The following is a 22554-nucleotide window of genomic DNA, read 5'->3' as shown; positions in this document are numbered from 1 at the left end:
CTCCAACTGATTCCAATAAATTCTAAGAGATTCCAGTAGAACTTGGAAAAATCTAATTCCCAGACCGGCACCCCCGGGCTGGGAAAAATTCTTACTTTTACATTACGTGGGAGGCCGAAGGCTTACGGCCAAAGGCCTGTCTGAAAAATGTGATTCTCAAAATTCATTTTTTCATAGAGGAAGAAAAAAAGAACAAGAATGATATTATTGCCCAATATACCAATCATACATCCTCTCAATTCCTTCTTCAATATCTATTTGGTGATGCCAACCAAGATCATGTATCTTGGATGGATCAGTCAACTTTCTGAGAGTACCATCGGGTTTATCGGTGTTATAAAACAATTCTCCTTTAAATCCAACTTTATGCTTAATGGTTTCAGCTAATTCTTTAATGGAAACCTCTTTCCCTGTTCCAATATTAATGTGTGTATTTCTGACCTCCTTTTCACCTGAATGTGTATCGTTAAAATCCACTTTTTCCATAACATAAACACAGGCATCTGCCATCTCTTCAGACCATAAAAACTCACGCATAGGTTTACCGGTGCCCCATATTTCTATTGATGCTCGCGAATTGCTCGAATTTAAATCTGAATTAAAGCGAATCCCGTATTTGTCAAGAACCGCCAGAATTTCATCGTCTGAACTTTTTCCGCTAATGCCTTCAATAGGATTTCTGTCCAAATCCTTTCTCAGGGCATTCCAGTTATTTGTTTCCAAGCATTTCCCCAAGTGATTTTTACGCACCAATGCAGGTAACACATGCGATTTCTCCAAATCAAAATTGTCATTGGGACCATATAAATTGGTAGGCATCACGGAAATAAAATTGGTGCCATACTGTAAATTATAGGACTCGCACATTTTAATTCCGGCTATTTTGGCAATCGCATAAGGTTCGTTGGTATATTCCAAAGGGGAGGTCAACAGACAATCTTCAGGCATCGGCTGAGGCGCCTCTTTGGGATAAATACATGTAGATCCTAAGAACAATAGTTTCTTCACCCCATGTACATAAGCTGAGTGAATCACATTGTTTTGTATCGTCAGATTCTCATAGATGAATTGCCCCCTGTAAGTATTATTAGCTACAATACCTCCTACTTTTGCTGCTGCCAGAATTACATAATCAGGTTTTTCTTCTTCAAAGAATTGATTAACGGCCTGAGGATTCCTTAAATCAAGTTCTGACTTACTTCTTCCAACAAGATTGTTATAACCTTTATTTGGCAGTGTTTTCCAAAGGGCAGAGCCGACGAGGCCTTTGTGGCCTGCTATGTATATTTTTGAGCTTTTTTCCATGAAAAATTGTTTCTCGCTAGGACCGCTAAGTTTGCGCAAAGAACGCAAAGATTAGAGGCCATTGACCAGACGATTAATGCCGTCTTTCAGTAGTTTTGAATTGAAGTTAATAAGTAAACCCAGTTTAATCTCTGAAAGGCGCAAATAAGTTAATGTTTGTGCAAAGTGGACAGGGGCTAATTGCTCAACTGATTTTATTTCTACTATGAGTTTTCCTTCAACGAGTAGATCTATCCTATACCCAACATCCAGTTTTACACCTTTGTAATGAAAGGGCATCGCTACCTGACTTTTCACCCCCAGGCCTCGCTCTTCTAAATCATATTTAAGTGCCTGCTCATATGCCGACTCCAATAAACCAGGTCCGACTGTTTTATGCAAATGAAATGCTGTATCAACGACCATCTGAGCTATTTCATTTTCAGACCTCATAGAATAAACATTTATATAACTTGGCGACTTCCGCGAGAATTTAATCTTTGCGCCCTCTGCGAGAAAAAACTATTCGAAATAATTCAATACCCTATACCCACCATCTTTCAAATACTGATCCTTCTTCATTAGCTTAACATCCGACTCCATCATGTCTTTTACTAATCCCGCTAAATCATATTCAGGTTTCCATCCCAGTTTCTCATTGGATTTGGTAGGATCACCAATCAAAAGCTCTACTTCTGTGGGACGATAATAACGGGGGTCAACCTTAACAACCTCTTTACCTTCGGGAATTTGAAAATCGGGATTGTTACACTTTTTAATAACGCCAATTTCCTTCTCACCTTCACCTTTGAACTCTAATTCAACACCTACTTCTCCAAAGGCCATTTTAACAAAGTCACGGACAGAAGTTGTTATACCTGTAGCAATAACAAAATCCTCAGGCTTATCCTGCTGCAGAATCAACCACATGGCTTTTACATAGTCCTTGGCATGGCCCCAGTCACGTTTGGCATCCATGTTTCCTAAGAACAAGGTATCTTGCATGCCTAATGCTATGCGGGAAATAGCCCTGGTAATTTTCCGGGTAACAAATGTTTCCCCTCTTAACGGACTTTCATGGTTAAACAAAATGCCATTGCAGGCAAACATATTATAAGCTTCACGGTAGTTTACGGTAATCCAGTAGGCATATAGCTTTGCAACAGCATAAGGACTTCTTGGATAGAACGGCGTTTTTTCGGATTGTGGCACTTCCTGGACCAATCCATAAAGTTCAGAAGTAGATGCCTGGTATATTTTTGTTTTTTCAGTAAGTCCAAGTAGTCGAATAGCCTCCAAGATGCGTAATGTTCCAACACCATCTGCATTGGCAGTATACTCAGGCGTATCAAAACTTACCTTCACATGACTCATTGCCGCAAGGTTGTAAATTTCATCCGGCTGAACTTCCTGTATTATCCTAATTAGGTTAGTGGAGTCGGTGAGATCTCCATAATGCAACACTAAATTGCGATGAGATTCATGAGGATCCTGGTACATATGGTCGATCCTGTCTGTATTGAATTGTGAAGCTCTTCTTTTTATGCCATGAACTTCATATCCTTTCTTAATTAAAAATTCGGAGAGATAGGCTCCGTCCTGACCGGTAATGCCGGTGATGAGGGCTTTTTTCCTTTTCATTTACTGTTTTATAATGATTTAAATCTTTTTGCTTTAAGTAATACAAAAACAAGGGAAAATATATGGCATTCACCCCACTATAAGAGTAACGCCCTGAAATACAAGTCAATAGGACGAAAGAAAAAATAAAAAAACTAGAGATGGTATTAAATCTAAAATTGAAAAGAATACTCTTATAAAAATAAATTATTCCTAAAAACCCAAGTAATCCAATTGTCAAAACAAGGTCAATTACATCAATTTCTACAAATAAATAATAAGGATTATCAAGTCCAAATAGAAAGGACTTCAAACTAAACTCGTTCAAAATCAACGAAAAATTATCGATTAAAAGTTCAGATCTTAAAGAACTTAATGCGGCAATCAATCCTTTTTGCTTTAGAATATCATCCCAAAACGAAAAATTATAGAAGAATAAAAGAAAAACAACACTGAAGAAACCTAATGGAACAATAAATTTTCTCACCTGCTTTCTTTCAAAGAAAACAACCCCTAGTAGTAATAAATTTTGTAAATATATTGCCTTGGTTCCCACAAGAAATGAAGAGAAGAAAACAAATGCAAAAAATAGAAATTTTCGTTCACCCTCTATCCACCTATAATATAGATATGCATTACCAATCAAGTAAAACAATGAAACATCATTAATTGACATTCGAGGAAAAACACCACTGTAACCAAATCTTTCTGAGAATGGGTAGGATCTAAAAAACTCTATATCAAACGCGAAGCCAATCACAATTAGAACAGAGTTTATTAAAAATATTCCATCAAAAACGGGCAATACTTTGGGAAGTCTTATTTCATTATGATATTTAAGGAACAAAAAGACATAAAAATATAAAAATAACTTATCCAGATGTTTTATTCCCCAGAGAAGATTATTTAAACTATCATAATATCTAAAAGTTCCTACAGCAATTATAAAAAATGAAAAAAGAAAGAAGAAATTCTCGATTTTGTTATACTTTTTTCTATTCTTAAAAAGATATAACATAAGCCCTAATTGCCAAATTAACTTTGGTACTGAAGATGGACTTAATTTCCATTGAAAACCGTTAAAGAAAAAACCTCTATTTACGAATTCTAAAACAAAAAACAAGATCAAGGAGAAAACCAAATAAAAACCCGGCCTTAAAAATTTATATACCGAGTTTAGCTTTAAATACATCAATCAGAAATTTAGGTGAATAAAATAAGTATCTTTTCCATAATCGCTTTGGCTCTTTTAAAAGACGTATAAACCACTCAAGTCTGAGATTAATCCAGAATTTTGAAGGTCTTTTTACAGTCCCTGCATAAAAATCAAAAACAGCGCCTATGGAACAAATAATGGAGGCATTAATGTGGTTTTGGTTATGATAAACCCATTTTTCCTGTTTAGGAGCCGTCATTCCTACAAATAAAACCGTTGGTTTAAAGTTGTTAACGGCATCAATCATTCTTTGATTATCCAACTCCGAGAATCTTTCTTTATAAGGAGGTGAGAAAATGCCTGAACTGACATTAGGAAATTCACGGTTAATGCGAGCTTCTATTTTCGCCAATGTATCATCAGAAGATCCTAAAAAAAATACTCTTCCCCTTTCATGATTCATTTTTCGTAATAAATGAAAAAAAATATCTTCTCCTGCAATTTTCTGAATTTTCTTTTTGCAAAGTAACCTTGAAGCTAGAGTTATTGGAAAACCATCTGGCAATAGAACATCGGAATCTCTTAAAGCTCTACTAAAATCTTTATCTTTTTTAGCAATAACATAAGAATATGCATTAATGGTATTAATAACAATTGTCCCCACTAAATCTTGTTTGAAAAAATCAGACAATTTTTGATCAAACACCCTATAGCCTAAAACATTATTCTTCACAATTTTTCCTCTTTTCTAGAACTTCCTTATAAATTTCTAACATCTGCTTAAGATTAACTTTATCAGTATATTGATTTAAATATTGACAATAAGCTGCGTTACCATAATCTCTCATTAAAGCAAAATTATTAAATGCCCTGTTAATATTATCAATACCATCCTGTAAATCAATAAGATTAAAAAGCAAGCCTGTTGCTTCATGCTTTATTATCTCTTTCATCGCACCTAGCTTACTTGCCACGACTGGCAATCTATTTGAAAAAGCTTCTATTATAGTCATCGGCAGTCCTTCATACCAAATAGAAGGGAAAATTAGAAATGAAGCTTTTTTCATCAACTGATTCACCTGTTCACTATTTTGCTTCCCATAAACAATAAACTTATCTAACCCCTTCAATTTATTAATAAGTGGCCCGTCTCCAACAATTAATACTTTTCCATCAAGGTAATCATGCATTTGAATTAGTTTTGCTATTCCCTTTTCATGGCTTAAACGTCCCACAAATAATCCCAGATTCTCCCTCGTTGACTCTAAATTGTCACCTCTATATTCAATAAAGTTAGGTTTAACAGTTATTAGATCTTCAGATATTCCTCCTTCAATAAATTTACTTTTTGCAAATTCTGTTAAGCAAATAACTTTATCAATTTTTGTATTCCATGTATTTCTTTTTCTATTAACATAATCCATCATAGCTAAAGATAGTGACCCGAAAAAGGATTTTCTATAGCACCTATATAAAACAGAATGCATATAATTACCTGTAATACATTTTTCACACACTTTACTATTTTTCATTAACAAAGCACCAGGACAAATAATTCTATAATTGTGCAATGTTTGTACAACTGGTAAATCATATTCGTTCGCTAAGTCATAAATTGATGGTGAAATCAACGGGAAAAAATTATGAACATGAATTAAGTCAAAATCAGAATTTTCCAGAGTTCTTCTGATTCCTTTTTTTGAAGACTTGGAATAAATAACTGAAAAAAAAGTTTTAATTTTTGATAAAAATGACTTTATCTCCGTATTATCAAATTCAAGCAACTCCACATCATGCCCATTACGTTTTAACATCTGAGATTCCATTTTGACTACAGAATCTTCACCTCCTGCTTGCTTATACCTATTATGAACGAATAGAACTCTCACTTTCTCTAACAATTGTATGAATTTTTAAAAAGAATAAAAAGACAATAAACACCCAAAATTCAGAAAACTCTATGAAGTTATCGAAAATTACATTTAAAAATATATATATTACACTCAATATAATAAACCCTTTTAATCTATTGTCCTCTATTAATTCACTAACACGATTTATTTCCTTTTTAAGCATAACGAATAAAGTGATTGTAAATATAATACCATACTCACTTGTTAATGATAGAAGTGATGAAAATGGCTGATTCCTGGAACCGTCATTATACTTATCCATACTAATAATAGACATATCCCACAAAGGATGAATAAGAGTATCATGGAAGGCAGGCATGGATGTCCCAAATATCTTTACAAAAAGATTACTTGAATCAGAATTCAACAAAAAGGAAACCCGACTATTAAATCCTCCAGGGCCAGTTCCAAATAAAACCAAGCCTAATTCTTCACCTACAAAGTCAGTGAAATAACGAATCCAAGCTCTTATTTTTCCGGGAATATAGACTGAATCGTAATCGAAATCAGAAAAGAGAACAGTTAAATAATTAATATTTTCAGTCATATATGAATACACGTCGGAAAAAAAATAAGAAAAGATAAAGATTATGCCAGTTCCGATAAAAGCCAATTTAAAAAACAACTTAACGCTTAAAGACTTGATTAATGTATATATTACAATAGATAACAGCAATATAATAAGACCCAAACCGTAAAAACATAAAAAATGTGATAGGGAGAAATATAACAGTAAAATAATGTTTTTAGCCTTTTTTGCTTGCCTCTTTTCAGCACTAACAAGCTGACTGACATAGAATAAAACAAAATATCCGTTTAAAATAGCCAGTCCGTGATGAGCAATACCATGTCTTCCATAGATTCCAATAAATGCATCCTCTTGAGGGTAATGATTAAATGGGTTTAAAAAATATTGAATAATCCCCAAAGAATTATTGATAAACATAAACACAAATACAACCTTAAGTGTATAACTCAGAAGATTATTCCAATCCTTAATAATGGGTTTTGTCCCTAAATTTACTGGTGAACTAAACGCAATCATCAAAACTGAAAATAATAATATAATTGAAAATATTACATTTTCAAAGTTATTATACCCGAATAAGACTCCATATCCCGATGATATAAGCGATAGCAAGAATATGGGAATTATTTGCTTTTTTAAACGAAAAGGGAAGATAATATACAAAAGGGCAGGTAAAAGAGGAATAAGCATTAACAATGTTCCCCTCAGAAAAGTGAAGAAAAACAATACTAATATAAATATTACAACTTTTCTAAATGCAACTTTCAAAACTACTTTCTTTCAAAAAGGTTAATAACTTTTATGCCCTTTTCTTTAAAAAGGTAATTCCCAACGGAACTATTTTCATGCAACACTTTAACACGTTTTTTAAAAGCTCCGATTAAAAATACTAAAACTTCTGTAGGTGCAGAGTTCTTTAACAAGATTACATTTCCATCAATTTTTTCAAATTGCGAATAATTATTATATCCCGGATGCATCTTTATTATAAAAAACTCATCATCATCAATAAACTGTCTATAATCTCTAATATGATAAGAAGCGGAGTAAATTGTTACGCAATCAACATTTGTAACCTTAATAGTTGAAACCACATCTTGGAGATTGAAAATTCTTTCATAATAATCAAGTTTATTATATATTTCTTGTTTGAGACTTCTAGGAATTTCAATAACTTTCTTTTTATAAGTTAAATGAATATTTTCATATTTCATTTTATCAAAAACATAAATTCCTTTTACCCATTTAGAATTCCCAAAGTATAAACCACTTCCGATAATTTTAAAAAACAACCTCTTTAGCAGGTATATTATTCCTGTTGTTTTATCAAATGATTTTAATAAGTCCTTATTGTAAATCCCAATACCTTCTTCAACAACATAAATATCTCTCCCAAAAAGTTTGCATAAAGCCAATACAATATTGACCGTCCCAAAATCAGAATCAATATAGATTTGCTTGTACTCACAAGTAGTTAGTAGACTTTTATAAGCAGCATAAAGTGTCTTGAAATACGAAATATTTTTCCAGCATGATTTGTTTTTTTTTAATTCTTCATAAAGCTCCTCTGATTTATAAAATTTACCGACTAACCAAAGGTCAACAGAATTATGGCTTGATGGTAATGATGATACTACCGCATTTTGAATAATCAATTGAATTGGTTTTGAGCAGATAAACAAGCCAGAGTTTTTATTTTTCATCTTCTCTCCAATAAATTATAATCATTTAAACAATTCCTATTTGTATTGATAACGTTTAAAATCGCGTGTGTGTTTTTGGTGATTGCTTCGATCCATGACCGCACAATAAAAAGAGCTTCGTACTGATGTGAACAATGTTGCCAGCGGGAATAGGGCCTAAACACCCTATTCCGGCTATCAAAATACTCTTTATCAAAGTAAAAAGACATTATTGCAAAGACGCGATCTGAAGCAGTCTCGGATTAAAAGCGCCACATTAGGGCTATAGCCTCTAAAAATCCTAATTATTTGTATTTCAGACATTAATAAAATCAGGATTATTAATAACCTTTCTAATAGTATGCTTAACTTGTATCAATATTTTATAGTTAAGCATCAAGAAAATAAATATCGATGTAAAAAACCAAACATTGGAAACTCCCAGGATAATCATTGCAAGGGTTAAAAAATATGGGATAAATAATCTAATTGGATAAACATCCTTTAAAACAATAATTACTCCAACCCTAAAATTGAGGGTTTTCCTACCAAAAAGTCCCAATAAAAAAATATAGACTAAATTAGCAACCATAGTTCCTAAAATGACAAAATTAAAAGGAAGATGGAGGACTGATGCTAACATCCAAACAAAACTAACATTTAAACCAAGCGCAAAGATTGCAAGATACCCCAAGAATCTTTCTTTTCTTTTAGCGATAAGTAAACCGGAATATCCAAATGCATTAGAATACAAAACAACAGTTAGGGCCGTTAATCTGAATACATTAATAGCTTCATCGTACTGAGGAAAAAGCAAAACAAAAAAAGGCATGAAAACAATCCCTAAATGAACCAACAGGTGGGATGAAGTGATGTATATTCCCCTAAGATTTCCCAAAAGACCATCGATCATTTCCCCCGTTGTAGATGCCATGCGGTTTATTAATTTTGGGAAAATAAGAAATGAAAATGATTGCAGTAATAACAAAACAACATTTGCCAAACTATACGCAAAAGTAAAGTAACCAAATTCTTCTACAGTGTAGAATCCACTGATAAATGATTTCGTTGTAATAATAATCAAATAAAAAGAAGTATTATAGATAAACAAATGCCATCCTTTAATTTGAATGGTTTTAATTAATCTTCTAATAAATAAGGGTTTAAAACTAATCGGAGCTCGCCACAAAAACATAAGAAAGCAAAGTAAAAAAGCTAATACATTTGCTCCAACTAAAGCCCATAGCAAATTTTCTTTTCTAAACAACAAAATTGCAACTAACATAAAAACCGGAAATGCCGATTGATTTATGGCAATTTCAATGACACGCCCATAAACCCTAAAAACATTGCTAAACAATGTATTAAAATAAGCTAATATTCCGATCACAATAACAGCTGGCGAATAAAGGGAAAAATTATACTTCTTCCCAATATTTAATTCAAAAACCTCATCCCCAACAAAAAACAAAACCACCAACAAGGAAAGAGCTATTAACATCGAGAGTGAGGTCCCAATCACTTTACTTGTGTACCATTGATGCTTTTTCTCTATAGAAATAATGGCGTTTACCGAGTGAGCAATTCCAAGATTTATTTGTTCCACATATTGAATCACAAGTCTAATAAAGCCCCATATCCCCAAATAATAAGGACCAAGATAAATAGCAATAATAATTGAATTTATAAACTGTATAAAGTAGGTCGCATAGCGGCTAAATATATAATGTAATACTTTATTTGTTAAGGCTTTCTTTGCTATTTTAAAATAATTTGACATTCAAGTTTTAGTGACATTTTTTTTATTGAAATCGTCTTCTTCCTGCACAATAATAAATTAAACCTATTCAATCATGCTATTTGTAAATGGCTCCCCTTTCTCAATGTTAATTTGGGCAGTTTTCCCAAGAATTTCATTAAAAATTTTAGGAGGCATTCCATAACCTGGTCTAATACTCCTAACATTGTTTTCTGTGATTTTTTCCCCGGCTTTAATATTCTTCACAACAAAAAGCGATCGTCTCCTGTTTTTATCTTTATCAGAAACAGTATAATCAACACTTCCTAAAGCCTTTTCAGCGTTTCTAACCGAATCGACCATTTCTTTAAACTCATGAGGTTCCATAGAAAACGCTGAATCCGGACCACCAAGATTACGGTCAAAAATAAAATGCTTTTCAACCACAGTTGCTCCTAGTGAAACAGCTACTGTAGGCACAAGGCTCCCCAATGTGTGATCGGATAGTCCAACATCCACACCAAACCGTTCTTTCATATCAGGGATGGTTCTTAGATTGGCTTGTTGAATTGTTGCTGGATACTGTGATGTGCACTTCAACAATGTAATTTTTTCATTACCAGCCTTATGACAAGCTTCAATAGCAAGATTTATATCCTCAATTTCAGCAACGCCTGTAGAAATAATCATCGGTTTTCCTTTTGAAGCAGTGTATTCAATCAAAGGAATGTCTGTAATTTCGAATGACGCAATCTTGTACATCGGAATATCAATGCTCTCAAGAAAATCAACGCCCTCTTTATCAAAGGGAGATGAAAAGAAAACAAGTCCTAAATCTTCGGCTATTTTTTTTAGCTTAGGTTGCCATTCGTAAGGCATGGCAGCCTCGGAATATAACTTCCAAGGTGTGTATCCTTTCCATAAGCCTACTGCTTTTGGTGCAAAGTAACCAGTGTCTATATCAATGGTCAAACTTTGAGGTTTGTAGGTTTGAACTTTCACCGCATCGGCGCCCGATTCTGCAATAGCTTGGACGGTTTTTACTGCGAGATTAAAATCGTTATTATGATTAGCCGATAGTTCAGCTATTATAAATGTTCTATTTTGTTTCATTTCTTAATAATGGGATTTCCAGAAATCAAATATCTTTTGTGCTAATTCTTTGTTATACATAACAGGTTTTTCAACAATATCGGTAACAGATTGTATTATTATTGACTGAATGCCACTATCACACTCTTTTGCGATGGTAAGAAAGCTATCATCGACTTTCGTCATTAACTTTTCTTTTACTGGAATAACATTTCTCAATCTTACTTTTTGTCCATTTAATTCAAAATAAGCTCCTGTCCAAGGGTCAAAACTTCTTAGATGATTATAGATTTGTAGCATTGAGGTGTTAATATCAATAAGTCCATCAGAATCTTTTCTTTTCGGAAGGTATTTTGCTTTTTCATGATCTTGGGGTTTAGCTACAATTTCATGTCCTTCAACAATATCAAAAAGAAATTTCATCAACACTTCAAATTTAGCAACCGTAATTTTCTCATACAAAGATCCTTGAGTATCCCAGAAATCAATATCCACAGGTTTCTGAGTAATAATATCCCCATCATCAACTCCTTCTGTCACATAATGAAGGGTCACCCCTGTTCTATTCAATCCTTTCTTTAATGCCCAGATAACAGATGTGCCTCCCCTTAAATCAGGTAATAACGAAGAATGTAAATTAAAGGTGCCTATCTTAGATAACTCAATTAGTTCTTTTTTTATTATTTTATGAAAATTGGAAATTAGTATAATATCTGGATGTACTGCTTTTATTTCTTCTAAATAATCTTCCTCTTGAAAATCAGGCTGAATGCAATTAATATTTGCCTTTTTACATGCATTTACGACAGGATTACCGTTAAAATCATAATTTCGTGTTTCTCGAGTAATAACAAGTTCTATAGAAACACTTGATGGCAATACACCGAGTAATCTTTCTATTAAAATCTGACCTGCTTTGTCTATTGTAAGCAAAACAACCTTTAACTTCTTTTTCTCCATCATGCCAGTAAAATATTTAAAATGTTTTGGGTCCCATTAATGCAAATACTTTTTCTCATTTGTTCAGACATTTTTTTTCTTTCAGCATAATTATAGATAAACCTTTCAATGGATTTTGCAACCACTTTTGAATTTAAGTTTTTATAGATTCCTAAGTTTTCTCCTATACCGTAATTCTGTAAATAGTTTGCAATGTTGTTTTGCTGATTATTGAAAGAAATTGAAATAAATGGGATACCCACAACGGCCATTTCAAATCTTGTATTTCCTCCATTAATAATTGCACAATCATGGTTTTCCATAATTTTTGACATAATCTTAACATTTTGACATACTCGAAGGTCATGACAAGAATTTGAAAATATTGAATTAATATTTGTAATCCTTTTTTCTTTTATTGCTGCACCGAAAATAAAAGTTACTATTAATGGTGTTTTGATATTGATTAATGAGTTGGATACAAATTCGGTAAGACCATACGGATCACTTCCCCCCATGGACACAAGAATTTTTTTTGCATTCTTTTTTATTTCAAATGCTTTTTTCCCCTCAAATTCTTCTCTAAAAATGAAAAAATCATTTCCCGAATAGACTTTGGAAATTTCTCCATTTTCCTTTGGCTTAACTTCTTCATTAAACCTATATGGCTGAAACCCTATTTGAAAAATATAATCAGTTGGAATAGAATAATCCTTAAATGCATAATCTATAACACTTGCTGTTTTAATATCAGTAGTTTGTGCTATCCATTGATAATTTAACCAGGAATTCTTGAAAACATCAAGGATGACCAAACTATATTTATTTATTAGTGCTTTAAATCTTGGTAATTCAAAAACGTTTGATTCAGGAAGATTTTCTCTTATAATTTTAGCTGGCACAAATCCATCGCAAAAAAAATCAACATCAAATTTGTTCGAAAAGAATTTCTGAGCCAAAGCAACACTACGATACAAATGGCCATATCCAATGTCTAAATTTGCTTCTGTCAAAAATGCAATTTTCCCCTTTTCAAATGATTTTAGCCCCATAATCCAAACGTTCACCTATTACCTCAATTTTGGGTTGGTATGTTTTTTCTCCCATCGGCAGTTTTAAGAGGTTATCAATTAACAATTGAGGAGTATTAGCTCCAGCAATATGACTAAAAACATAATCACCGCTAAAGCGTAAATTCAAATCAATTAGATATCCTTTCCCATCTTTAAAAATCACGTCAAAGTTTGCAGTTCCAGTATGTTTTAACCATTTACTCCACTTTAACGCTGGTTCTTCCCAAAATTTGGGATGGACTGTTTTTGCCCGAAATGACTCTCCGTTATATTGTAGAAGTTTCTTTCTCCCATATAATCTTAAGAAATTCCCATTTAAATCATTAATTACATCAAAACCATACTCCTCTCCTGAAATAAATTCCTGTAATACGTAGGGAATATCTCCTTTGTTTGTTTCAAGGAATTCAATTAAATCCTTTTTTTCCTTTAGGATAAAGTTACCTCTTGCTCCCTTACCATACCTAGGTTTCGCAATGACCGGAAGCTCGTGGATCATCTCTATATCAAAATCTTGGGAAACCAAAAAAGTTTTTGCACTTGGGAGATTTAATTTCTGGGATAATAATGGGAGTTGGTATTTATCATTTGAAAGGGACATTGTCTCATAATCAGCTCCAAGGATAAAGCAGTCTAAATGCGAAAATAAATTTTCTGATTTTTTTAATATTAATATATCATCAACATTTAAAGAAACCAATAATTTAATATTATATTTTTCACATATTTGAATAATCCATGGAACGTATTCCGAACTGGAAAATGGTGGTGCAATAAAAAAATCATCAGCCGTCTTTAATCCAACTGCCTTTTCATCACAATCAACAGCATATACCCTTCCTTGGTTCCCTAATGCTTGTATAAAAGCTTTTACTAAATATGCCTGTCTTCCGACTGAACTAATGAGAATATTCATAAGTTAATCATTTTATATTTCAATTCAGCAATCACCCAATCTTGTTCATTATCAATATCCTGAACCATTGTTTCCGGAATTTCAAATCCAAATTTGTTGTTCCCTCTTAATCCAATATCAAACTTCATCCAATAAAACTGTCCTGCATCATGAAATGCAGCTTCTAAATCCTGTGATCGGCAATCTTTATATTCGTCGTTAAACATGCCTATTTTTTTATTTCCATCCAATCTCAATGCACGCTGAATGGGGTATGAGAAGCGAACAACAGGACGTGCTGAATCAACATTTCTGTTGCTAAGTAAATCATACCCTTTTTTTAAATTATCAACAGTTAACAAAGGTGCGGTAGGTAAAATGCAACAAATATTATCAAACAAATTTCCTTGTTCCAGGTACTGTCTTTTTACTTCATCAATTACATCAGCTAAGGTAGCAAAGTCGTCTGAATTCTCCTCTGAACGCAGAAATGGAACTCTTGCACCATGTTGTTTTGCAACTTCCGCTATTTCGTAATCATCTGTCGAAACCATTATTTCATCAAATAAATCAGAATTAATAGCAGCTTCAATAGAATAGGCGATAATTGGCTTACCAAGGAAGTGCTTTATATTTTTATGAGGTATTCTTTTGCTTCCTCCTCTTGCAGGTATAATGGCAATATTTTTCATAAAATCTAATTACGCTGGTTTAATGCCAAAAACTCTTTTTTCAATTTCCCCACTGGATGCTTTAAATTAAGTCCTATAATTTTAGAGTTTTTGACCTTTTCTCTAAATTTATGTATTTCTCTAATCTCCACTTTTTCAAGATTGCCTAAAACATAGACATGTTCGTACCTCCCCTTTAAACAACTAGCTATTTCCTTTTGATTGTCGACAAAATAGCCTGTAACAACTGGAACGTCTTGGGATATTACTTCATACAAGATAGTACTACAAGGAACAATTGCGAGGTCGATAGTCTGTAGGATAGAAACTAACTTATTAGCATCGACATTTTGATATATGTTGATTTTTAGCGGATTTTTTTCAACTAAACAAGAAAGCTCATGCATCTGCATGAAAGCATCCCCAACAACAATTGAAATTTCGTTGATGTAAGAAACAGTTGCTAGTTCTCGAAGCCAGCATCCTGTTAGGTTCTTAAAATCAGCCCCTCCAAAGTTCAGAAATACGTGACGAAATTCAATAAACTGTCCTTTCCTTTTGGTTCTTGTAAAAAAAGGAGGCCTGAGCAAAACATAATCTAAACCTAATAAGAGTTTGGTTTTTGGACTTAGGGAAAAACCACCAGGATTTATCGGAGCATGATTTAAAACAATATCAGATTCATAATGCTTATCATGAACATCATCAATACAAACCAATTTACAACCAATAGATTTGATCTTATTTTGATGGTTAGTGCTAAAATAATAATTATCTAATACTACAATTTCATGACCGGTAAGTTCCTTAAGAAGATCTTCAAAATGCGTTTTCTTTTCAGGTAGAACAATTAATTCCTCACAAACTTTAAAAACCTCATCTTCTTGATATGAAGAGGGCTTAACAGTGGCAAAAACGCAATAAAAATCTTCTTTTAGCATATCTGCTAAGGCAAGGGTTCTAACGAAATGCCCCATGCCGATTTTACGGTCTCCATCAGCTCTAAAAACGATTCTTGTCTTTTGGCTATTTATTCCCTTATTATGCAAAAAAATCAAAAATACAATTAATCACAAACTCTTGTTCCTCATCGCTTAAAGAAGGATACATTGGTAAACTCAAACATTGTGAGTAGTAATTCTCTGCAAAGCGCATATCCCCTTTTTTCCAACCTAATTGTTTGTAATAAGGCATGAGATGTACCGGGATATAATGAACCTGAGCAAAAACTCCATTTTTTCTAAGGAAATTATACAATCCTAACCTGTCCTCAACCTCAATTATAAACAAATGGTAGGCGTGTCCTTCAACATAACCTGATTGACCTTTAATTTGAGATACCTCCTTAAAAGCTTGATTGTATCTTTTCGCAATTTTCCGCCTCCGCTGTAAACCTTCATCAGCTTTTCTCAGTTGGCTTGCTCCGAGCGCTGCCTGAATGTCTGATAATCTGTAATTATAACCTAATTGCTGCATTTCATAATACCAGCCACCATGGTTTTCTTCAAGCAAATTTGCATCTTTAGTAATACCATGTGTCCGAAGAACCAGCAACTTATTATATAACTCTTCATCATTCGTAGTTATCATACCGCCTTCTCCAGACGCAATATGTTTTACTGGGTGAAAAGAGAATATTGCCAGGTCGGCAAAGTTTCCATTACCACAAAATTGTTTAATACCTTTAGAATCCGTGAACCAGCCTCCGGGTGCATGGCAAGCATCCTCTATAATCCAACATCCATATTGATCCGCAATTTCTCTTAAGCTCTCCATGTTAACCGCCCTTCCTGCAAAATCAACCGGAATAATCCCTTTAAAGGTTCCTTTGGGACTTTCAGAAAGAAGCTTTTTCACTTCATTTAAATCTATTAAATAACTTTCCGGGTCAATATCAGCAAAAACCACTTCTCCACCTGCATAACGAATGCAATTGGCTGAAGCAGCAAACGTAATGGGAGTAGTAATAACCTTATCACCTTCACTTACTCCCAATGCTAATGCAGACAAATGTAAAGCAGCTGTACCATTGGAAACTGCAATCGCAAATTTGGCACCTATGTATTTTGCAAAAGCTTTTTCAAAATCAGAAACAGCAGGTCCCTGAGTTAAGAAATCAGACTTCAAGACATTTACAACGGCATCGATATCCTTCTGATCGATGGACTGCTTCCCATAAGGTATTGCTCGATCTATCATACAGTAAAATTAGGATCAACGAATTTTCTAATTTTCTCACGCAATGACTCAACGGAATCCCATTCATCATTAGTGCCAGAGTTATATTTAAATCCAAACTCAACAGATTTAGCGTTATGATGTTTTATAAAATCCTCCTTGGAATGGCTAAAAGACACGGATGGCAAAATAGCATAATATTTCCCTAAATCAATAGTGTTTAGTGAGTCGGTTTCCGTTATCATCTCTTCGTGCAATTTTTCCCCCGGCCGAATTCCTACATTTTTAACTTCACATTCCGGTGCAATGGCTTTGGCAACATCCAAAATCTTGTAAGAAGGTATTTTAGGCACAAAGATCTCTCCTCCTAATGCATTTTCAATGGCAAAAAACACCAAACGCACCCCTTCTTCCAAAGAAATATTAAATCGAGTCATTCCCTCATGGGTTATTGGAATAATTCCTTTTTCCCTTTGTTTCATAAAGAAAGGAATAACAGAGCCTCTGGAGCCCATCACATTTCCATATCTAACAGCTGAAAACCTTATATCCCGTGATCCTTTTATGTTGTTCGCTGCGGTAAACAACTTATCGGAAGCCAACTTGGTAGTTCCATAAAGGTTTATGGGAGCACAGGCTTTATCAGTACTTAATGCAACAACACGTTTAACATTACAGGCAAGTGCGGCATGAATTACATTTTCAGCCCCGTCGATATTGGTTCTAATGCATTCAGTGGGATTATATTCAGCGGTATCCACTTGTTTTATGGCTGCTGCATGAATTATTACGTCAATTCCCTCACAAGCACGAATAAGCCTTTCCCTATCGCGAATATCTCCAATAAAAAAACGCAACTGTGGAAAATCCTTAGGTGGATACTTCATGCGCATTTCCGATTGCTTCAGCTCATCTCTGGAGTAGATTACGATGCGCTTAACTTCAGGGTATTCCCGGAGAATCATTTCAGTAAACTTTTTACCAAATGAACCTGTACCTCCGGTGATTAAGATTTTTTTGTAATTTAGCATTTCCTATTAGTTTAATAACAAAACAATTATTCCTAAAAAGCAGCCAGCTTTTCTATATATCATCTGTATTATTGAGTCTATTTTTGAACATTTTTAGTCCTAGTTTTCCAAAAATCACACATATTCCCAAAAACACACCCAAAAACACACTCACCACCAATATCAACTTACGTTTCGGAGCACTCTTTTCTTTAGGAACATAAGCCGGTTCCAGTACTTTAACAACGGGGGTTTCTTCCTGCAGTTTAATTTTGGCCTCTTCCAGGCGCTGAGCCATGGAGCCGTAAACCTTGTATGCCAGGTCGTATTCACTTTGCAGGCGTTGCTCGCGTGTGCGGGCCATTTCGGTTAGTTGTCCGTGACTTTGATCGCGGAAAGTCGCCAATGCCTCCTGTGCTTTTTCAAAGCGTTGGAGCGCTTCATTTAACCGCTCCTGAATAAAACTAAGGTCTTCTTTGGCCTTTTCGGTCCGGTACTCCTTGATGTAGTCCACCAGCTGTCCGGTAACCTGATCTGCCACATCGGCGGCCAGGTAATCTTCAGGCATGGTAACGGTCACGGAAACAATTCCTGTCTCTTTGCCTATTTCGACTGAAATAAGATCCTGCAACTTTTCAATAACCCCCCACTCCTTTTTGGTGAACTGAATGATTTCCTGCTCTCCTTTTTGCTTTTTACCATCATCCTCTCCCTTCAATAGACTAAGGATGGTGAAAGGCAGTTTGATGGTATATTTCCCAAGCTGTTTGACAAACAATTTGGAGCGATACTCTGCAAAATAATGGTAGATACTCATGGTATCCGCAGGTCCTTTCATGAATGTTTCGTACCTCAGCAGACTTTTCATAAAAGGCAAACTTTTCATGATTTCAGGAAAGTAGTCCGGCGGAATGCCTTCCGATAGATCCCCCCCTGAGGGTAACCCTCCAAATCCAAATTGTGAGGCCAGACTGCCCAAACTTCCAAGGCTGGATTGCTGACCGGTCTCGGGCATTAACTTCACAGTGGTGGTGTATTGTTCTGTACTTAAAAAAGCATACAATAAGCCCAAAAGCACCACCACAATGGTTGTTTTCACGATGGTTCTGCGACCATCCCAGATGGTTTTAGCCAGAGCCACCAAATCAATCTCATCGTCTTTGATGATTTGTGGCTGTTTGGCGGAACTATCTTTATTGGAATCTTTATGAAGTTGATCCATTCTCAAATACAATTAGAAGCAATCAATTAAAACCGGGTAATCGCAGTCGTCACAATGGCAGCCATTGAAACAATGGAAGAAAGAATGGAGATTCTCTCACCTGCACTCAACCGCTCCCGTTTCTCTTTGGCAGGAATAATGATTTCGGCACCTGGTTCAACAGACGGATAATTATTAAAAAAGAGCACCTTCTTTTTGGCGGCCACATCTCCATTGGCATAAACCACATATGCGCTCTTTTTAAGTGCATTCTCGGCAAAACCTCCCGAACGGTTAATGTAGTATTTTAAACTTTTCCCTTTTATATGACGGATCTCTGTATCTCTCAACACAGCCCCGGTCACTTTCACCGTTTGCAATTCAGAAGGGATACGGATCACATCACCGGGTTTCAGAAAAAGGTCATCTTCTGATCCCGGATTTGCTAAAATCTCTTCCAGATTAATGCCAATAAAGGATTCTTTTTCTGAAGGATCTATTAGTACTTCTCCAAGACCTGTTTCAATTTCAGTTTCCACCCGTTCCAGTTCTTCCTGCTCCCGCATCAGGGTAGCTCCTGCAAGATAAGCTTCATCGGTCAATCCCCCCGAGCGCGCCACCAGGTCAGATATTCGCTCCCGGCGGTTTTTCAGCGTATAAGCTCCCGGATACAACACTTCCCCCTCAATCTTAACATTTTTCTGAACCTGATAATCGGGTCGTCTCCTGACAAACACCTGGTCGAAAGGTGCCAGTTCAAAGTTTTTGTCTTCATCGGATAGCGCCAAATTACGGGGAACCTCAAAAATGAAACTTTCTGCCATCTGGCTGGATCGTTTCCCGGATGATACCTCTCCGTTTACTCTGCGGTAAATTTCAATTCTCGATTCAGAAGCCCCTTCTTTAAATCCCTGAGCTTTAAAAATCAAATCCCCAAGTCTCATACCTTCCTGAAAGGGGAAATCTCCGCCTTCCTGAACTTCGCCACGAATACTTACTGAGTAATTCTCACGCATTTCCTGAAGGGTTTTGACCTCAATGTGATCTTCCCGCTCCAATAAGATGTCATGGGCAGAATTATTGTCAAGCACTTCTCTTACACTGAAAGGAACAATTGAGAAGTCATAGTTTTCATCCAACCGGTTAATGACTGCACGTGAAAGGAATGCATCGGGACGAACCCCTTCCGCCTTTTTTAGGAGATCTTTGACGGTCATTCCCTCTTCCAGCTCATATTCACCGGGGCGCCATACAGCCCCCGAAATAGTCACTCTGTTGGTAAAACGATCCAGAATGGTTCCTATATTCAACCGGTCGCCATTCTTCAATGAAAAGGATTGAAATGCCTGATTGGAAACCGTGATAATCTTTTTTTCGGAAGGTGTGTTGCGATACACTTTTAAGTTACCCGTAAAAGCGGAATCGGTGAACTGCCCGGCAAATTCCAACAAATCGCTGAGCACTTCCTTCTCCTGCAATTCATAAATACCAGGTCTTTTAACCTGTCCCTCCACTTCAACTCTTTGGCTGTATGGATTAATTTTAACCATATCCTGATCCCGGAGCCGGATGTTTTGGGTTTGATCTCCTCCAATGAGCAAATCGTACAAATCAAAATTGGCCACAACCTTATTGTTCCGGATCACCTCGATGTCGCGATAAGAACCAATCTCATTCGGCCCCCCTGCTTTGTAAAGCCCATTGAGCACTGTAGAAAGAGAAGACAAGGCATAATTCCCGGGAGTGGACACCTCGCCAATAATGGATACCTGAATGGTTCGTACCCTTCCCAGACTAATTCTGGCAAAGGTAGTCTGATCGGCCTGTCCCGGACGCAATCCACGGTAAAGGGACTTTAATTTCCCGATTAATCGCTCCCTGGCTTCCTCAATTGTTAACCCGTTCACATATACCGGTCCTAAATTATCGAGCAACACAGTACCTTCGGGACTAACCTCCAATTGATGGATATTAGAAGCAGCTCCCCATACGTCTATGATGATTTCATCCCCCGCTCCCAAAACATAATTTACCGGTGTGGGAATACTGAGGGAAGGTTCGAAACTCAAATCATTTCTTGAAAAAAGCCGCGAACCAAAAACTTTATTGTCGCCTTCAGGCGTCAGCCATTCCAGGGACTTTTCCTGAGTTTCAGTCCTTGCTCCATCATCTTTGGCCTCAACGCCTTCTCTGGATCGTATATCTGTGGATTTGACAGATGTAGAATCCTGCATCAATTGTTTAACCCTCCGTCTTAACTCAGAAGCTTCGGAAGCAGGAAGCCCACGCTGGACGGCCATTTGCACAACTTCATCCTCGGTCAGGCCCTGCGCCTTACCTTTGGCAATGTAAGCCTGCAATTGTTCGTCGCTGATGTCTTCGGACTTAACTGTTGATAAGTCTCTGCTGACCAAACTGCTTTGCTGGGCAGCAACAGGACCGCAAATCGTTATGGTAAGAAATGAAATAAAAAAGAGAAAGAGAAGTCTTGAAGTAAGCACTTTCCTCAATTCTGAAGTGGGCATAATGACTTTAATTTACAGATGTTTATTTGCCAAAAAGATACACCTCCGGCACTGTGAGTCCCAGGAAATTCAGCCGCAAAAGTACTACTTTTATGCTGAAATAAGAACAGAATAAAACTCATTTAGAATTAATTCATACTACAACGCACAATAACAATCTGTGTTTCAGACTTCCACTTTTTTTTTGATAAAAATCATTGGTATCGGGAGAAACTGATTTATTTTATAAAGATTGCTCCACTTTGCTCGCTATAACAGATTCCGGTAAAAACCATAATATCACCATGTTGCCAGTTGGCCCCTTTCAGGGACCAGGTATTTTGGTGACGCTTAGCCCCGGGTTTTTCACCCGGGGTTATCCAAATTGGACCCTTCCAGGGCCCGGAAAACAGGGCGGACAAACTTGTCATTTTCGTATTATGTTCCAATTTTTTATGGGGTAGCCACTCGCAATGACCATGTTTAATAGGTCTTTTCCGGGTTGCAGAGAGGTTGTCTCAAGAGTCCAAATTTGATGTCATTCTGAGCTTGTCGAAGAATCGGTTTGTTTTATCATTGGTGTCCGGTTAAAATAGTTCTATGGTCTGCTAGTTGATAGAATGTTAATTTTTTTAATAAGTCTGACTCAAGTGGGAGCTTGCATTTCGCATTAAGAAAATCTCGTCAAGAAAATCAGACTGTTTTCCGTTAAGAAACGAGCTTGTGAGTTCATTGAATGCCTTTGAAAACAAACACATTAATGAGGTAAATCCGGACTGTTTGATCCCGAGATTAGTTTCTGTTGGTTTTTGGGCACCAAAAACCTTACAAAACTTAAATCGGGAGAGTTTCCGGATTTTAGGAAAACAGACTGATTTTTAGAGATTTTCTTTAAGCGACGGCATTTTTTGTTTTCTTTTTTTTGCTGTAGAATTGGAGCGAAGCGGAAATCGTGATTACCGCTTAAAGCAAACACATTTATGAACAAAAAAAGGAAAAGCCAGCGCGGCTTGAGCGCAAAAAAGAAAATACTATTGTTTTACCGGACAACAGTGTTATTCTATATACA

At 35.7% G+C, this 22554-nt stretch carries 19 protein-coding genes; all 19 read right to left on the bottom strand.

Translation table 11 applies throughout. The features are described from left to right. Window positions 1-204 precede the first annotated feature (204 nt). The 19 genes from DDZ16_RS19550 to DDZ16_RS19460 all read right to left on the bottom strand — a co-directional run bounded on the left by DDZ16_RS19550 (window position 205) and on the right by DDZ16_RS19460 (window position 21506). On the bottom strand, window positions 205-1305 hold the full coding sequence (locus DDZ16_RS19550; protein WP_109266173.1) for a GDP-L-fucose synthase family protein: 1101 nt from the start codon (window positions 1303-1305) through the stop codon (window positions 205-207). 51 nt (window positions 1306-1356) lie between these two features. Continuing rightward, a complete protein-coding gene (locus DDZ16_RS19545) occupies window positions 1357-1737 on the bottom strand; it encodes a GxxExxY protein (RefSeq protein ID WP_109266172.1) in 381 nt (126 codons plus the stop codon). Between the two features lie 69 nt (window positions 1738-1806). Further along, complete coding sequence (gene gmd, locus DDZ16_RS19540; protein WP_109266171.1) at window positions 1807-2925, bottom strand: GDP-mannose 4,6-dehydratase; 1119 nt, start codon at window positions 2923-2925, stop codon at window positions 1807-1809. Further along, complete coding sequence (locus tag DDZ16_RS19535; protein WP_109266170.1) at window positions 2852-4096, bottom strand: hypothetical protein; 1245 nt, start codon at window positions 4094-4096, stop codon at window positions 2852-2854. The genes gmd and DDZ16_RS19535 overlap by 74 nt, the downstream gene beginning before the upstream one ends. Continuing rightward, the gene (locus DDZ16_RS19530; RefSeq protein WP_198416770.1) at window positions 4068-4793 is read right to left on the bottom strand and encodes a WecB/TagA/CpsF family glycosyltransferase; all 726 of its coding nucleotides are present in this window, start codon (window positions 4791-4793) and stop codon (window positions 4068-4070) included. The genes DDZ16_RS19535 and DDZ16_RS19530 overlap by 29 nt, the downstream gene beginning before the upstream one ends. After that, window positions 4783-5949 carry a glycosyltransferase family 4 protein gene (locus tag DDZ16_RS19525; protein WP_262511950.1) on the bottom strand — a complete coding sequence of 389 codons (1167 nt, stop codon included), beginning with the start codon at window positions 5947-5949 and terminating at the stop codon, window positions 4783-4785. The genes DDZ16_RS19530 and DDZ16_RS19525 overlap by 11 nt, the downstream gene beginning before the upstream one ends. Then, window positions 5927-7270, bottom strand: a complete 1344-nt coding sequence (locus DDZ16_RS19520; protein ID WP_109266168.1) for a hypothetical protein — start codon at window positions 7268-7270, stop codon at window positions 5927-5929. The genes DDZ16_RS19525 and DDZ16_RS19520 overlap by 23 nt, the downstream gene beginning before the upstream one ends. 2 nt (window positions 7271-7272) lie before the next feature. Continuing rightward, window positions 7273-8205, bottom strand: coding sequence for a polysialyltransferase family glycosyltransferase (locus tag DDZ16_RS19515; protein ID WP_109266167.1), 933 nt, complete (start codon window positions 8203-8205; stop codon window positions 7273-7275). A gap of 295 nt (window positions 8206-8500) precedes the next feature. Further along, window positions 8501-9964: an oligosaccharide flippase family protein gene (locus DDZ16_RS19510; protein WP_109266166.1), complete on the bottom strand. Its 1464-nt coding sequence runs from the start codon at window positions 9962-9964 to the stop codon at window positions 8501-8503. Window positions 9965-10027: 63 nt separating this feature from the next. After that, complete coding sequence (gene pseI / locus DDZ16_RS19505; RefSeq protein ID WP_109266165.1) at window positions 10028-11035, bottom strand: pseudaminic acid synthase; 1008 nt, start codon at window positions 11033-11035, stop codon at window positions 10028-10030. Window positions 11036-11038: 3 nt separating this feature from the next. Then, complete coding sequence (locus DDZ16_RS19500; protein ID WP_109266164.1) at window positions 11039-11977, bottom strand: methionyl-tRNA formyltransferase; 939 nt, start codon at window positions 11975-11977, stop codon at window positions 11039-11041. After that, window positions 11974-13005, bottom strand: a complete 1032-nt coding sequence (locus DDZ16_RS19495) for a hypothetical protein (protein ID WP_109266163.1) — start codon at window positions 13003-13005, stop codon at window positions 11974-11976. Before DDZ16_RS19495 ends, DDZ16_RS19500 begins: the two co-directional genes overlap by 4 nt. After that, a complete protein-coding gene (locus DDZ16_RS19490) occupies window positions 12986-13942 on the bottom strand; it encodes an ATP-grasp domain-containing protein (RefSeq protein ID WP_109266162.1) in 957 nt (318 codons plus the stop codon). Before DDZ16_RS19490 ends, DDZ16_RS19495 begins: the two co-directional genes overlap by 20 nt. Then, window positions 13939-14613, bottom strand: a complete 675-nt coding sequence (pseF, locus tag DDZ16_RS19485; RefSeq protein WP_109266161.1) for a pseudaminic acid cytidylyltransferase — start codon at window positions 14611-14613, stop codon at window positions 13939-13941. The genes DDZ16_RS19490 and pseF overlap by 4 nt, the downstream gene beginning before the upstream one ends. Window positions 14614-14618: 5 nt before the next feature. Further along, the gene (pseG, locus tag DDZ16_RS19480; RefSeq protein WP_146192267.1) at window positions 14619-15641 is read right to left on the bottom strand and encodes a UDP-2,4-diacetamido-2,4,6-trideoxy-beta-L-altropyranose hydrolase; all 1023 of its coding nucleotides are present in this window, start codon (window positions 15639-15641) and stop codon (window positions 14619-14621) included. Next, the gene (gene pseC, locus DDZ16_RS19475) at window positions 15634-16791 is read right to left on the bottom strand and encodes a UDP-4-amino-4,6-dideoxy-N-acetyl-beta-L-altrosamine transaminase (protein WP_109266159.1); all 1158 of its coding nucleotides are present in this window, start codon (window positions 16789-16791) and stop codon (window positions 15634-15636) included. Before pseC ends, pseG begins: the two co-directional genes overlap by 8 nt. Then, window positions 16788-17801: a UDP-N-acetylglucosamine 4,6-dehydratase (inverting) gene (gene pseB, locus DDZ16_RS19470; RefSeq protein WP_109266158.1), complete on the bottom strand. Its 1014-nt coding sequence runs from the start codon at window positions 17799-17801 to the stop codon at window positions 16788-16790. Before pseB ends, pseC begins: the two co-directional genes overlap by 4 nt. A gap of 52 nt (window positions 17802-17853) precedes the next feature. Continuing rightward, complete coding sequence (locus DDZ16_RS19465) at window positions 17854-19002, bottom strand: Wzz/FepE/Etk N-terminal domain-containing protein (RefSeq protein ID WP_109266157.1); 1149 nt, start codon at window positions 19000-19002, stop codon at window positions 17854-17856. Between the two features lie 26 nt (window positions 19003-19028). Further along, complete coding sequence (locus DDZ16_RS19460; RefSeq protein ID WP_109266156.1) at window positions 19029-21506, bottom strand: SLBB domain-containing protein; 2478 nt, start codon at window positions 21504-21506, stop codon at window positions 19029-19031. Between the last annotated feature and the right edge of the window lie 1048 nt (window positions 21507-22554).

It is taken from the genome of Marinilabilia rubra, from assembly GCF_003121985.1.
GTDB lineage: Bacteria > Bacteroidota > Bacteroidia > Bacteroidales > Marinilabiliaceae > Marinilabilia > Marinilabilia rubra.
Note: the sequence above shows the minus strand (reverse complement) of the source record. Positions and strands in the feature narration are given on the sequence as shown.